Origin of the sequence: Streptomyces sp. NPDC006602 (assembly GCF_042870385.1) — a bacterium.
In the GTDB taxonomy this organism is placed as follows: Bacteria; Actinomycetota; Actinomycetes; order Streptomycetales; family Streptomycetaceae; genus Streptomyces.
Map to the genome: position 1 here is coordinate 486816 of NZ_JBIAHG010000001.1, position 14208 is coordinate 501023.

At 69.7% G+C, this 14208-nt stretch carries 12 protein-coding genes; 5 read left to right on the forward strand and 7 right to left on the reverse strand.

The features are described 5' to 3' along the window. The first annotated feature begins 111 nt into the window (after nucleotides 1-111). Nucleotides 112-513: a hypothetical protein gene (locus ACFYO2_RS02230; RefSeq protein ID WP_388342781.1), complete on the forward strand. Its 402-nt coding sequence runs from the start codon at nucleotides 112-114 to the stop codon at nucleotides 511-513. A gap of 38 nt (nucleotides 514-551) precedes the next feature. On the opposite strand, the gene ACFYO2_RS02235 is transcribed toward ACFYO2_RS02230, so the two are convergent. The 4 genes from ACFYO2_RS02235 to coxB form a co-directional block, all read right to left on the reverse strand. Next, nucleotides 552-1811, reverse strand: coding sequence for an Ig-like domain-containing protein (locus ACFYO2_RS02235; protein WP_388342783.1), 1260 nt, complete (start codon nucleotides 1809-1811; stop codon nucleotides 552-554). A 130-nt stretch (nucleotides 1812-1941) separates the two neighbouring features. Beyond that, on the reverse strand, nucleotides 1942-2340 hold the full coding sequence (locus ACFYO2_RS02240) for a cytochrome c oxidase subunit 4 (RefSeq protein WP_388342785.1): 399 nt from the start codon (nucleotides 2338-2340) through the stop codon (nucleotides 1942-1944). Then, nucleotides 2337-4079 (reverse strand): cytochrome c oxidase subunit I, encoded by a 1743-nt coding sequence (ctaD, locus tag ACFYO2_RS02245; RefSeq protein WP_388342788.1) that lies wholly within the window; start codon nucleotides 4077-4079, stop codon nucleotides 2337-2339. The genes ACFYO2_RS02240 and ctaD overlap by 4 nt, the downstream gene beginning before the upstream one ends. Continuing rightward, nucleotides 4076-5035, reverse strand: a complete 960-nt coding sequence (coxB, locus tag ACFYO2_RS02250; protein ID WP_388342791.1) for a cytochrome c oxidase subunit II — start codon at nucleotides 5033-5035, stop codon at nucleotides 4076-4078. Before coxB ends, ctaD begins: the two co-directional genes overlap by 4 nt. Before the next feature lie 270 nt (nucleotides 5036-5305). On the opposite strand from coxB, the gene ACFYO2_RS02255 reads away from it, so the two are divergent. Continuing rightward, nucleotides 5306-6682: a cysteine desulfurase/sulfurtransferase TusA family protein gene (locus ACFYO2_RS02255; protein WP_388342794.1), complete on the forward strand. Its 1377-nt coding sequence runs from the start codon at nucleotides 5306-5308 to the stop codon at nucleotides 6680-6682. 1 nt (nucleotide 6683) lies between these two features. On the opposite strand, the gene ACFYO2_RS02260 is transcribed toward ACFYO2_RS02255, so the two are convergent. Next, nucleotides 6684-7658, reverse strand: coding sequence for a carbohydrate kinase family protein (locus ACFYO2_RS02260; RefSeq protein ID WP_388342796.1), 975 nt, complete (start codon nucleotides 7656-7658; stop codon nucleotides 6684-6686). Between the two features lie 150 nt (nucleotides 7659-7808). Between ACFYO2_RS02260 and ACFYO2_RS02265 the strand changes: the two genes are divergently transcribed. Together ACFYO2_RS02265 and ACFYO2_RS02270 are read left to right on the forward strand one after the other, a co-directional pair. Then, the gene (locus ACFYO2_RS02265) at nucleotides 7809-8018 is read left to right on the forward strand and encodes a hypothetical protein (RefSeq protein ID WP_388342798.1); all 210 of its coding nucleotides are present in this window, start codon (nucleotides 7809-7811) and stop codon (nucleotides 8016-8018) included. A gap of 150 nt (nucleotides 8019-8168) precedes the next feature. Then, the gene (locus tag ACFYO2_RS02270; RefSeq protein WP_388342801.1) at nucleotides 8169-10085 is read left to right on the forward strand and encodes a hypothetical protein; all 1917 of its coding nucleotides are present in this window, start codon (nucleotides 8169-8171) and stop codon (nucleotides 10083-10085) included. An 84-nt stretch (nucleotides 10086-10169) separates the two neighbouring features. On the opposite strand, the gene ACFYO2_RS02275 is transcribed toward ACFYO2_RS02270, so the two are convergent. Continuing rightward, entirely contained in the window at nucleotides 10170-10526 is a 357-nt protein-coding gene (locus tag ACFYO2_RS02275; RefSeq protein ID WP_093827773.1) for an iron-sulfur cluster assembly accessory protein, read from the reverse strand. A gap of 270 nt (nucleotides 10527-10796) precedes the next feature. Between ACFYO2_RS02275 and nadA the strand changes: the two genes are divergently transcribed. After that, nucleotides 10797-11981 carry a quinolinate synthase NadA gene (nadA, locus tag ACFYO2_RS02280; RefSeq protein WP_388342804.1) on the forward strand — a complete coding sequence of 395 codons (1185 nt, stop codon included), beginning with the start codon at nucleotides 10797-10799 and terminating at the stop codon, nucleotides 11979-11981. 18 nt (nucleotides 11982-11999) lie between these two features. Here the strand turns inward: nadA and ACFYO2_RS02285 are convergent, their stop codons facing one another. Beyond that, nucleotides 12000-14207: a protein kinase gene (locus ACFYO2_RS02285; RefSeq protein WP_388342806.1), complete on the reverse strand. Its 2208-nt coding sequence runs from the start codon at nucleotides 14205-14207 to the stop codon at nucleotides 12000-12002. Nucleotide 14208: the final 1 nt, after the last annotated feature.

Here is a 14208-nt window from a genome sequence, read left to right on the forward strand (position 1 = left end):
GCCCGGATGGCCCATCGAAGCGATGTTCCAACAGGTGTTGGGGGGGTGTTCAAGGGAGTAGCATCCGCCGCATCGGTTCTGTCCGTACGACGCTGACGTCCCGGAGGAAGAATGCAGCCGACCGCCACGGTGCTGGTCTACAGCGACGACTCCAACACCCGCGAGCAGGTGCGGTTGGCCTCCGGCAGGCGGCCGGCTCCTGACGTGCCTCTCGTCGAGTTCCTGGAGTGTGCAACGCCGGCCGCCGTGCTCAAGGAGCTGGATCGGGGCGGGATCGATGTGTGCGTCCTGGACGGTGAGGCCGTGCCGATGGGGGGCATGGGGCTGTGCCGTCAGATCAAGGACGAGATCTTCAACTGCCCGCCGGTGCTGCTGCTGATCGGGCGGCCGCAGGATGCGTGGCTGGCCACGTGGAGCCGTGCGGAGGCGGCGGTGACGCTGCCGGTGGATCCGGTGGAGTTCGCGGCGGCGTTGGCTTCCTTGTTGCGGGAGCGGAAGGCTTTGAGCGCGTAGGGGCTCGGTTCAGCTGATACAGCCCCGCCCCGGGTAGCTCAGACGGCCGTTGGTTGCAGTCTTGCCGCTTCCTCAGGGCCGGGGCCCTCCGGGTTGCCGGCGACCAGGGCGCTGCCGCCGCGCCAGTTCTTCCAGGCGAGGTTCCAGTCGCCGAAGCCGTTGCCGAAGCTCTCCATCGTGTGGCCGTCGGAGTTTATGACCTGGACGACGTCGCCCTCGCGGACGTGCTCGAAGAACCAGGCGGCGTTGGCGGTGCTCATGCCGGTGCAGCCGTGGCTGACGTTGGCGTAGCCCTGGGAGCCGACGGACCAGGGGGCGGCGTGGACGTACTCGCCGCTCCAGGTGACGCGGGTGGCGTAGTAGACCGGTAGGTCGTACGACTCCGAGGAGCCCTCGGCGATGCCGATGCTGGTGCCGCGCATCCGTACGAAGTACTCCTTGGCCAGGACGACCTTGACGCCGTTGCGGGTCTCGAAGCCGGGCTTGCCGGTGGTGACGGGTATCTCCTTGATCACCTCGCCGTTCTTGTAGACCTTCATCGCGTGGGACGAGGCGTCGGTCACCGCGATGAGACGGTCACCGGTGGTGAGCTTCAGCGGCTTCGAGGTGCCGCCCCACACACGGTCGCTGATCTTTATGCCCTCCAGGTTGCTGCGTATCTGGATGGTGGCGTGGGCGGGCCAGTACTCCTTGGGGCGGTAGTGGAGTTCCTTGTCGTTCACCCAGTGCCAGCCGCCGCTCGCGGCGGGCATGGAGTCGACCTTGAGGGCGCGCTCGACGACGGCCCGCTGGGCCTTGTCCTTGACGGGCATGCTCAGTTCGGCCGTGATGGGCTGGCCGACGCCGTACGTGCCCGACTTGGGCCCGAAGGTCACCTTCAGGCGCTTGTGGGTGCGGGGCTTGCCGGTGTCGAAGTCGAGGACCCGGCGGCCAGGCGCCCCGTCCTCGTTCTCGGTGCTCACCCGGACCGTGTAGTGGGCGTTGGCGGCCAGCGGAGCGGTGCTGTGCCAGCGGCCGCCGTCGGCGGAGAGTTCGCCCGCCAGGTAGCGTCCTGCCGCGTCCCTGGCCGTGACGTCCGTGATGCGGCCGTCGTCCTCGGCGGTGACTTCCAGGGGCTTGTCCGGGTCGGCCTTCTTCCGGTCGCCGGTGGGGCCGTTGAAGGAGATCTGGTCCGTCGCGTCGTACGGCGTGGCGGACAATGGGTGGCCGTCGCCGCCGCAGGCGGTGACGCCCACGCCGAGGGCGATCACCAGCAGCGTGCAGCCGACGACGGTGCGGGTGCGGGGTGCGTGGCTCATGACTTCACGCTAGGGAGCTACGTCAAGGGCGGCGCGCCGGGTGACTCGTACGAGTGACACACATTGCGGCAAAAGCAGGAGCCCGGACACTCCTGGCGGAGTGTCCGGGCTCCTGGGAGCTCAGCTCGTGCTACTGGGTGCGGTTCTCACCACGGTAGTACTCGAAGACCCAGCCCCACAGACCGATCATGATCAGCGGCGCCGAGAAGTACATCAGCCACCAGCCGATCGCGACCGCCAGGAAGGCGAGCGCCCCGCCGATCGCGAGGGAGAGGGGCTGCCAGCTGTGCGGGCTGAAGAACCCGACCTCGCCGGCGTCGTCCGCGACGTCCGCTTCCTTGTCGTCCTGCGCGCCCGCGTCGACCCGCCGGGCCGTGAAGCCCAGGTAGAAGCCGATCATGATGGACAGGCCGAACGCCAGGAAGAGGGCCGTGGTGCCCGCCGGCTCCTTCGACCACACGCCATAGACGATCGCCATGGCGAGGATGAAGACGCTCAGCCAGATGAACATCCTGCCCTGGATCTTCACTTGCCGGCCTCCTTGCCGCCGTTGCCGGCCAGAGCCTTGTCACCGTGAGGCGCGTTCTCGAGCTGGTCGAGAGCGGCGATCTCCGGGTGGTGCAGGTCGAACGCCGGGGATTCGCTGCGGATCCGCGGCAGGGTGAGGAAGTTGTGCCGCGGGGGCGGGCACGAGGTCGCCCACTCGAGCGAGCGGCCGTAGCCCCACGGGTCGTCGACGTTGACCGGCTTGCCGTACTTGGCCGTCTTCCACACGTTGTAGAGGAACGGCAGGATCGACAGGCCGAGCAGGAACGAGCTGATCGTCGAGATCGTGTTCAGGGCGGTGAAGCCGTCGGCCGCGAGGTAGTCGGCGTAACGACGGGGCATGCCCTCGGCACCCAGCCAGTGCTGGACCAGGAAGGTGCCGTGGAAGCCGATGAACAGCGTCCAGAAGGTGATCTTGCCGAGGCGCTCGTCGAGCATCTTGCCGGTCATCTTCGGCCACCAGAAGTGGAAGCCGGAGAACATCGCGAAGACGACGGTGCCGAAGACGACGTAGTGGAAGTGCGCCACCACGAAGTACGAGTCGGAGACGTGGAAGTCCATCGGCGGCGAGGCCAGGATGACGCCGGTCAGACCACCGAAAGTGAAGGTGACCAGGAAGCCGGTCGCCCAGAGCATCGGGGTCTCGAAACTCAGGGACCCCTTCCACATCGTTCCGATCCAGTTGAAGAACTTCACGCCGGTCGGCACGGCGATCAGGAACGTCATGAAGGAGAAGAACGGCAGGAGCACACCGCCGGTGACGTACATGTGGTGCGCCCACACCGTCACGGACAGGCCCGCGATGGAGATGGTCGCCGCGATCAGGCCCATGTAACCGAACATCGGCTTGCGGGAGAACACCGGGATCACTTCGGAAATGATCCCGAAGAAGGGCAAGGCGATGATGTACACCTCTGGATGGCCGAAGAACCAGAAGAGGTGTTGCCACAGCAGGGCTCCGCCGTTGGCCGAGTCGAAGACGTGAGCCCCGAATTTTCGGTCCGCCTCCAGGGCGAACAGCGCGGCCGCCAGCACCGGGAAGGCCAGCAGCACCAGCACCGCGGTGAGCAGCACGTTCCACACGAAGATCGGCATGCGGAACATGGTCATGCCGGGGGCGCGCATGCAGATGATGGTGGTGATGAAGTTGACCGCGCCCAGGATGGTGCCGAAGCCGGAGAAGGCCAGGCCCATGATCCACATGTCGGCGCCGATGCCCGGCGAGCGGACCGCGTCCGACAGCGGGCTGTAGGCGAACCAGCCGAAGTCGGCCGCGCCCTGCGGGGTGAGGAAGCCGCCGACCGCGATCGTCGAGCCGAACAGGTAGAGCCAGTAGGCGAACATGTTCAGCCGCGGGAACGCCACGTCGGGCGCGCCGATCTGCAGCGGCATGATCCAGTTCGTGAAGCCGGCGAACAACGGCGTCGCGAACATCAGCAGCATGATCGTGCCGTGCATCGTGAACGCCTGGTTGAACTGCTCGTTCGACATGATCTGCAGGCCCGGACGGGCCAGCTCGGCGCGCATGAACAGCGCCATCACGCCGCCGACCATGAAGAACGCGAACGACGTGACCAGGTACAGCGTGCCGATCGTCTTGTGGTCAGTGGTCGTCAGCCACTTGATGACCACGCTGCCGCGGGTCTGGCGCCGGACCGGCAGCTCGTCCGTGTAGTGGGACCCTGCTGCCGCGGCACCCTGGGGTTCGTTGAGGATGCTCACAGGTTGTTCGTCTCCCGGTTCTTCTCGTGGCTCGTCTGCGCGATGCCGGCGGGAACGTAACCGGTCTGCCCCTTCTTGGCGAGGTCCTTGAGGTGCTGCTCATAGCGCTCGGGGGAGACGACCTTCACGTTGAACAGCATCCGGGAGTGGTCGACGCCGCACAGCTCGGCGCACTTGCCTCGGAAGGTGCCCTCCTTGTTGGGAGTCACCTCGAAGGCGTTGGTGTGGCCCGGGATGACGTCCTGCTTCATCAGGAACGGCAGCACCCAGAAGGAGTGGATGACGTCACGCGAAGTGAGGACGAAGCGGACCGTCTTGCCCTTGGGCAGCCAGAGGGTCGGGCCCGGGTTGCCGTTCTGCGGGTTCCGCGTGCCGGGCGTGCCGACGTCGTAGACACCGCCGGCGTTCGCCGGGAAGTCCTCCTTGAACCGGTCCGGAATCGCGTCCAGGTTCTTGTCGGTCTTCGCGTCACCGGTGGAACCCGCGACGGGCTCGACGTAGTTGAAGCCCCAGCTCCACTGGAAGCCGACGACGTTGATCGTGACGTCGGGCTCCTTCTTGAGGCTGAGGAGCTTCGTCTCGTCGCGGGCCGTGAAGTAGAAGAGCACCGAGACGATGATGAGCGGGACCACCGTGTACAGCGCCTCGATGGGCATGTTGTACCGGGTCTGCGGAGGGACCTCGACCTTGGTGCGGGTGCGCCGGTGGAATATCGCACTCCAGAGGATCAGGCCCCACACCAGCACGCCGACGGCGAGCGCGGCAGCCCAGGAGCCCTGCCACAGGGAGAGGATCCGCGGAGCCTCTTCCGTGGTCGGGGTGGGCATACCAAGGCGGGGGAAGTCCTTGTATGTGCAACCGGTCGCGGTCGCCAGGACCAGGCCGGCGGTCATTGCCTGCAGCAGCTTCCGCCGCATCGGGCGCCGCGGCGAGCGGTCGGAGCCGTTGGGACTCACGTAGCGCCTTCCCGAGAGTCTCGCCCGCGCGGTTGAGCTGCGGCCTTCTCGCTGGTCGGTCGCCGCCCTGCGTCGGGCAGGGGTTTGGATGTTTATGCGGACCAAACCCTAGCCGACGCGATTTGGGGGTGCGCGGGGAGGGGGGCGCAACGCGCCGCGGGTTGTGCGGGGCGCCCAGTACCTCGAGGGGTCCTGTCAGTTGGCGGCTGCGGGTACGTCGTGGATTCTCGCGCGGTTCCCGCGCCCCTTCAGGGCGCTTAGCGTTGCCGTATGCCCTACTTCGACGCAGCTTCCGCCGCTCCTCTTCATCCTGTCGCCCGTCAGGCGCTGCAGGCCTCGCTCGACGAGGGGTGGGCGGATCCCGCGCGCCTGTACCGGGAGGGGCGGCGGGCTCGGATGTTGTTGGACGCGGCGCGGGAGGCGATGGCCGAAGCCGTCGGGTGTCGGCCGGACGAGGTGGTGTTCGCCTCGTCCGGCACTCGTGCGGTGCACTCCGGGGTCGCCGGGGCGCTGGCGGGGCGGCGGCGGGTGGGACGCCACCTGGTCGTGTCGGCGGTCGAACACTCTTCGGTACTGCATTCGGCGGAGGTGTTCGAGGCGGACGGCGGGTCGGTGACCGAGGTGCCGGTGCTGCGGTCGGGGGCGGTGACCGCGGAGTCGTACGAGGAGGCCCTGCGGCCCGACACCGCGCTGGCGTGTCTGCAGTCGGCCAATCACGAGGTGGGGACGGAGCAGCCGGTGGCGGGCGTCGCCGAGCTGTGCCGGGCGGCCGGGGTGCCGTTGCTGGTGGACGCGGCGCAGTCGCTCGGGTGGGGGCGGGTCGAGGGTGACTGGTCGCTGCTGACGGCGAGCGCGCACAAATGGGGCGGGCCGTCGGGGGTCGGGGTGCTCGTGGTGCGGAAGGGGGTGCGGTTCGCTCCTCAAGGGCCGGTGGACGAGCGGGAGTCGGGGCGGGCGGCCGGGTTCGAGAACATTCCGGCGATCGTGGCGGCGGCGGCCTCGCTGCGGGCGGTGCGGGCCGAGGCGGCGCAAGAGGCGGTACGGCTGCGGGAGCTGACGGAGCAGATCCGGGCGCGGGTGCCGCGGCTGGTGCCGGACGTGGAGGTGGTCGGCGATCCGGAGCGGCGGCTGCCCGGGATCGTGACCTTCTCCTGTCTCTATGTCGACGGGGAGACACTGCTGCACGAGCTGGACCGTGCCGGTTTCTCCGTCTCGTCCGGATCGTCCTGCACGAGCAGCACGCTGACTCCCAGCCATGTGCTGAGGGCGATGGGGGTGCTGAGTGAGGGAAATGTGCGGATCTCGCTGCCGGTCGGGACGCCGGAGGAGGACGTCGAGCGGTTTCTCGACGTGCTGCCGGGGGCGGTGGCGGCGGTGCGGGAGAAGCTGGGGGCGCCGGTCGCCGAGGCGGTCGTACGTGACGACGCCCTGGTCGTCGACTCCCTGGGCAAGCGCTGCCCGATCCCGGTCATCGAGCTGGCGAAGGTCATCGGCGATGTGCCGGTCGGCGGCGTGGTCCGGGTGCTCTCGGACGACGAGGCCGCGCGGCTGGACATTCCGGCGTGGTGCGAGATGCGGGGCCAGGAGTACGTCGGTGAGGAGCCGGCGGACCGGGGTTCGGCCTACGTGGTCCGCCGGCTCTCCTGACTCAGCGCAGGTGCGCCTGGACCTCGGCGGCGGCCTCATGGCCGTACGCCTTGGTGAAGCGGTCCATGAAGTGGGCGCGGCGCAGCTGGTACTCCTGTGTGCCCACCGTCTCGATGACGAGGGTGGCGAGCATGCAGCCGACCTGGGCGGCGCGCTCCAGGGTCACGCCCCAGGCGAGGCCGGAGAGGAAGCCGGCGCGGAAGGCGTCGCCGACGCCGGTGGGGTCGGCCTTGCGCTCCTCCTCCGGGCAGCCGACGACGATCGGCTTGTCGCCGACCCGCTCGATGCGGACGCCCTGTGCGCCGAGGGTGGTGACGCGGTGGCCGACCTTGGACAGGATCTGCTCGTCCGTCCAGCCGGTCTTGGACTCGATGAGGCCCTTTTCGTACTCGTTCGAGAAGAGGTACGTCGCCCCGTCCAGCAGTATCCGGATCTCGTCGCCCCCCATACGGGCGATCTGCTGGGAGAAGTCGGCGGCGAAGGGGATGGAGCGAGAGCGGCACTCCTCGGTGTGGCGGAGCATCGCCTCCGGGTCGTCGGCGCCGATCAGCACCAGGTCGAGGCCGTCGACGCGGTCGGCGACGGTCTTGAGCTCGATCTGGCGGGCCTCGCTCATCGCGCCGGTGTAGAAGGAGCCGATCTGGTTGTGGTCGGCGTCCGTCGTACAGACGAAGCGGGCGGTGTGCAGCGTCTCGGAGATACGCACCGAGGCGGTGTCTACGCCGTGCCGGTCCAGCCAGGCCCGGTACTCGTCGAAGTCGAAGCCCGCGGCCCCGACCAGGATCGGCTCGGTGCCCAGCTGGCCCATGCCGAAAGCGATGTTGGCGCCGACGCCGCCCCGGCGGACGTCGAGGTTGTCGACCAGGAAGGAGAGCGAGACCGTGTGCATTTGGTCCGCGACGAACTGGTCGGCGAAGCGGCCGGGGAAGGTCATGAGGTGGTCGGTGGCGATGGAGCCGGTGACTGCGATGCGCACGGCGTTGACTCTCCTGTGGGGAGACGGATTGACAGCTCACGCTATCGGGTCGGCGTGGGACTCTGCGAGGCACGAAGGACCACTGAAGAGGCCAAAACTACCCGATAGTAGATCTTTCTTCGCAGGGTCGGCCGTGCCTACGGTGCCGCTATGACGAACCTCGAGGTCCATGCTCCCGCCCCCGCCGACCTGGACGGCGACCTGGCGTCGCTGCGCGGCGACTGCGCGCGGATGGCTCCCCACTGGGCGGTTCCCGACCGGATGACCGCCCTTCCGGTCTCCCCGTCACGCATCCACGGCGTGACCGTGCCCCCGGCGTCGGCGCGGCTGCTGGACGCGATGTCGGAGTACGGCGACTGAGGCGGCGCTTTTAGGGGAACCGCGCGCTCCCCCGCTGCGTCCCATCGGCGTCCCCCGTAAAGGGGATGCGGGATACGACCCGTGGACCGACCCCTTTGTCAGGGGCGGGTCAGGGTTATGGGACGGATGCACAGCCGAAGGAGCGATGCGGTGAACACCGAGCGACCCGACAACGACGACGTCGGCCCGGAGGACGGCGCCGCCGAGAAGGCCGGTACGCCGCGGGACGCCGATGACACCACCGGGCCCGCCGCGGAGAAGGGCGCCGCCTCGGAGTCGGCCTCGGAACAGGAGGAGACCCCGGACGCAACCGAGTCGGCCGCCGAGCGGGAGCAGGCCCCGGACGCAACCGGGTCCGCCTCGCAGCAGGAGCAAGCCCCGGACGCAGCCGAGTCGGCCGCCGAGCAGGAGGAGACCCCGGAAGCCGGTGAGCCGGTCTCCGAGCAGGAAGCCTCGGCGGGCGCCCCTGAGACCGACGCGTCTCCCGCCCTTGAGGCCGACGCGTCTCCCGCCCTTGAGGCCGGCTCGGCCCCCGCTCCCGACACCGACGTGTCCCCCTCTCTGGGCGGCGACGCGTCCGAGAGTGACGTCCGCCACAGCGACAACCGGCCACGCCGCCGCCCCACCCTGGTCGCCGCCTCCGTCGCAGCCGCCGTGCTGCTCGTCGGCGGTGGTGGGGCGTACCTCGCCACCACCGCCTCCGGGGGCTCTGACGGCCGTACGGCGTCCGGGGCCGGCGGTGACGGCACTCCCCCGCCACTCGCCCTCGACGGGTACTCCGAGGGCGCCGGCTCGAACGGCATCGCGCCCGGCGAGCCCAACCCGTACGGCGTCACCTACCGCGCCGACGGCACGCTCCCGGACGGTCCCGGTTCGGCGCCCGTGTACCGGTCGGGCGGCGCCGTCACCGAGGAGCAGGCGGCCGGGCTGGCGAAGGCACTCGGTGTCGAGGGGAAGCCGGTGGTGCAGGGGCAGACCTGGAGGGTCGGGGCGACGGACGGTTCGGGGCCGAGTCTGCAGGTGAACCGGCAGGCGCCGGGCACCTGGACGTTCCATCGGTACGCGCCCGGCCCCGACGCCTGCCAGAGCGAGACCGTGTGCGTGAGCGACCCCGCCGACCCGTCCGTCGACCCGGTGAGCGAGGCGGTCGCGAAGCAGGCGGCCGCGCCGGTCCTGAAGGCGGTGGGTCAGGACGACGCGAAGCTGGACGCGAGCCAGTCCGTCGGCGCCCAGCGGATCGTGAACGCCGATCCCGCCGTCGGCGGGCTGCCGACCTACGGCTGGACGACCGGGGTCACCGTCAGCGCACAGGGCGAAGTGGTGGGCGGCAACGGTCAGTTGGAGGTGCCGACGAAGGGCGATACGTACCCCGTGCTGAGCGCGGAGAAGACGCTGGGCCTGATGAACGCGGCACCCGGGAGCGACCCCCGCATGGGCATCGGCGGCTGCGTCACCCCCGTACCGCTGAAGGACCGGCTGGAAGCTCCCTGCGGCGAGTCCAGTGGCTCGCCGAAGGCGGGGCGGAAGGAGACGATCACGGTCGAGAAGGCCGTGTTCGGGCTGGCGTCGCATCTGGTGGACGGACGGCAGGCGCTGGTGCCGTCCTGGCTGTTCGAGGTGCGGGCGGCGGGCGCGCAGGACACGTTCGAGGTGACGCATCCGGCGGTCGACCCGAAGTACCTGACCTCGCCCACGCCCTCCGCCCAGCCGCCAACGCCCTCCGCCCAGCCGACCGAGCCGGGCGACGAGCCGACCGCCGCGCCGGCCACCCGGGACGTCCGGGTGGAGGGCTACACGGCCGAGGGGACGGAGCTGACCGTGAGCTTCACGGGGGGCGTGTGCGCCGACTACAAGGCGACGGCGAGCGAGAGTTCGGGCGAGGTGAGGGTCACGGTGACCGAGACGCCCTGGCCGGACAAGGTCTGCATCATGATCGCCAAGGTGTACCACCAGACCGTGCGGCTGGAGGAGCCGCTCGGCGACCGCAAGGTCGTGGGGGCGGACGGCAAGGAGATCCCGCTGGAGAAGGCGGGGGCACGGCTCCCGGAGACGTCCGGAGCGCGGTAGCGCGGCACCGGACATGCGCGAAGGCGGCGGCCCTGTCGGAGGGGGCCGCCGCCTTCTTGTCGCTGGGCAGTCCAGCTGTGGGGCTTAGCTGAAGGAGTCGCCGCAGGCGCAGGAGCCCGTCGCGTTCGGGTTGTCGATCGTGAAGCCCTGCTTCTCGATGGTGTCGACGAAGTCGATGGACGCGCCGCCCAGGTACGGGGCACTCATGCGGTCGGTGACGACCTTGACACCGCCGAAGTCCTTCACGACGTCGCCGTCGAGCGAACGCTCGTCGAAGAAGAGCTGGTAGCGCAGGCCGGAGCAGCCGCCGGGCTGAACGGCGACGCGCAGGGCCAGGTCTTCGCGGCCTTCCTGGTCGAGCAGGGCCTTGACCTTCGCCGCGGCGGCGTCGGACAGGATGATGCCGTCGGTGACGGTGCTGGTCTCGTCCGATACGGACATCTACATCTCTCCCGGGTTGTACGGAGACTGCTTGCCGACGGTTGCAACCGACGGGGCCGCGGATTCATTCCGGGCCGAGGACGTGTTCTCCACTTCCCTCTACTTCATTCATGCTCGCACACCCGCGCTGAAGCGAACAGCGGCCTCAGGGGGCTTCGACCCGGGCTTCGGGATTCACGTCACATCGACGTTATGACCATCGTGAAAAGGGCGTGAACCGGGTTATGATAGATAACGTCAGTTCGACGAAAAGTAGAAAGGGTGCGTGACGTGACCACCGCCCAGACCACGGAGCTCGACGTACAGCCGACTCCGCTCGCCCTGTTGCTGCTCGGCCGCGAGGCCGACCCGAGGAGCGAGCGGGGCGTCGAGTGTCCCGGCGACCTGCCTTCGCCCTCCGACCCTGACCTGGTCGAGCGCGCCCGCGCGGCCAAGGAGAAGCTCGGCGACAAGGTGTTCGTCCTCGGCCACCACTACCAGCGCGACGAGGTCATCCAGTTCGCCGACGTCACGGGCGACTCCTTCAAGCTGGCCCGGGACGCGGCCGCGCGCCCGGAGGCCGAGTACATCGTGTTCTGCGGTGTGCACTTCATGGCGGAGTCGGCCGACATCCTGACGTCCGACGACCAGAAGGTGGTCCTGCCCGACCTCGCCGCCGGGTGCTCGATGGCCGACATGGCCACGGCCGAGCAGGTAGCCGAGTGCTGGGACGCGCTGACCGAGGCCGGCATAGCCGAGCAGGTCGTGCCCGTCTCGTACATGAACTCCTCGGCGGACATCAAGGCGTTCACCGGCAAGCACGGCGGCACGATCTGCACCTCGTCCAATGCGAAGAAGGCCCTGGAGTGGGCCTTCGAGCAGGGCGAGAAGGTCCTGTTCCTGCCCGACCAGCACCTCGGCCGCAACACCGCCGTGCGGGACCTGGGGATGACGCTGGAGGACTGCGTCCTCTACAACCCGCACAAGCCGAACGGGGGGCTGACCGCCGAGCAGCTGCGCGACGCGAAGATGATCCTGTGGCGGGGCCACTGCTCGGTGCACGGCCGCTTCAGCCTGGAGTCGGTGCGGGATGTGCGCGAGCGCATCCCCGGCGTGAACGTGCTCGTCCACCCCGAGTGCAAGAACGAGGTCGTGGCGGCGGCGGACTACGTCGGCTCGACCGAGTACATCATCAAGGCCCTGGAGGCGGCCCCCGCCGGTTCCAAGTGGGCCATCGGGACCGAGCTGAATCTCGTACGACGCCTGGCGAACCGTTTCGCTCCCGAGGGCAAGGAGATCGTCTTCCTCGACAAGACGGTCTGCTTCTGCTCGACGATGAACCGCATCGACCTCCCCCACCTGGTGTGGACCCTGGAGTCACTCGCCGAGGGCAACCTGGTCAACCGCATCGAGGTCGACAAGGAGACCGAGGCGTTCGCGAAGCTGGCGCTGGAGCGGATGCTGGCGCTGCCGTAGCCCCGTTCCCGGCCCCGTTCACTCCGCCGCGGGTTTCCGCTCGGGGTGGGCGGGGTCGAGGGCGAAGAGGTGGCCGTTCGGGGTGGACACGACCAGCGCGCCGTCGTGGAGCAACACCTTGGGCTGGAACATGCCGGAGGTCACCCACTCGGTGCGCGGCAACGTCTCCCACAGCACCGTTCCCCTGCGGCCGTCGAGGGCGGCCACGCGCCCGCTGGCGCTGGCCATGTACAGAGCCCCGGCCCGAGGGTCGTACCGCGCCTCTCCCGGTTGTTCCAGGCTGGTGCTGGTCTTCCACAGCAGCTTGCCCGTACGCGCCGACACGGCGGTCACCTGACCGTTGGACGCGGTGAACCACAGGGTGGCGTCCGCCATCGTCACGTTGTCCCCGTAGTCGTCCGCCAGCTTCGTCGAGGTGCGCGCGCCGGTCTTCGGGTCCAACAGCAGGATCCCGAAGTAGTTCAGGTCCTCCGCGTCCATCTCCATCAGGACCAGCCGGTCGTCGAGGGCCCCGAGAATGCCGCTGGCGGCCGGGGTCTTCAGGGTCCGCACCGAACCGTCGGTCCGGTCCACCTCCAGGAGCCGGGCGGTCGTTTGATCGGCGGCCTCGGCCGGGCTGCAGTTCGCGTACAACCCGTCGCCGGCCGTCAGGAACGAGCAGTAGTAGCCGGCGGGCAGCCGTGCGGTCCAGAGCTCGGCGCCCGTGCGCGGCGACCTGGCCGTCGCCTCCCGGCCGGTGTCGGAGGTCAGCACGACGTCGCCGGACAGGGCCGGCTCGAGGTTCGCTTCGTTCACCCTGCGGTGCCACCGCTCGGCGCCGGTCTCGATGTCGAGGGCGAAGACGTCGACCGGGTCGCTCTCGCCGGATTCGCTGGAGACGGACTGGCTCAGGAGCAGCGTGTCGTCCCGGACGCCGAGCAGCGAGGCGGAGTACGTCCCGCTCCCGGCACGGGACGGTGCGACCTCGGCGCGCCAGACGGTCTTGCCGGTCAGGGCGTCCACGCGTACCGGAAGAATGCTCTCACCCGCGCAGTAGACGGCGTCCTCGTGCAGCAAACAGTCGGGCTCACCCGACAGCAGACCCTCCTGCGCTCCCAACGCCTTCTCGGCGCCGAGCGGCGCCGCCTTGAACACCGTGGTCTCCCACGGCTTCCAGCCGCCGGGCAGCGCCGACCACCGCGAGGTCGCCCCGCCGCCGCTCTCCGCCCATCCCGGCCCGAGCATCAGATAGGCCGTCAGCCCGAGGGCGAGTGCGCCGACCGTGCCGGTCGCGGCCAGCAGCGGGCGGATACGGCGGCTCCGGCGGCCGGGGTGGGTCGTTTCGGCCGGATCGGCGAGGGTCCCGAGGCGGGTGTCCGGCGTGGCGGGGAGGTGCTCCAGGCGCAGCGACACGGTGGCAAGGTCGCCCGCGTCGGGCTCGGGCAGGGCGGCGGCGAACTCCCTGGCCAACTCGTCGAGTCCGGGCCGGTCCGCCGCCTCCTTGGCCAGGCAGCGCTTCAGGATGCCGCTCAGCGGCTGCCCCACCCCGTCCAGCACGGGTTCGTCGTGGACCACCCGGTAGGCCGTCAGATAGGGGCTGTCGGCGTCGAAGGGCCCCCGCCCGGTCGTCGCGTAGACCAGGAGCGCGCCGAGCGAGAAGACGTCGGAGGCGGGGCCGACCGTGCGGGCGTCGGTGAGTTGTTCCGGGGACATGAAGGGCGGGGTGCCGATCATCTGGCCCGTCTCGGTGAGGGTGTTGTGGTTCTCCGCGGCGCGGGAGATGCCGAAGTCGATGACGCGGGGGCCGTCCTCGGCCATCAGGACGTTCGCCGGCTTCAGGTCCCGGTGCACCACACCGGCCCGGTGGATGTCCCTCAGTGCCTCCACCAGCCCCAGCGCCAGCTGCCGCAGCTCGCCGCCGCGGAGCGCGCCCCGGTCGCGGATGCGCTGGGCGAGCGAGCGCCCGGGCACGTACTGGGTCGCCATCCAGGGCCGGGCCGCGTCCGGGTCGGCGTCGACGACCGGTGCGGTGAAGGCGCCGCTCACCTTGCGGACGGCCTCGATCTCCTGCCGGAACCGGGTGCGGAAGACGGCGTCCTCGGCGTACTGGGCGTGCACCACCTTCACGGCGACCTCCCGGCCCGACCGCGATCTGGCCCGGTAGACGGCTCCCATGCCACCGGCTCCGAGGCGGTCGACCAGCTTGTACCCGCCGACCGACCTGGGGTCGTCCCTGTGCAGTGACACC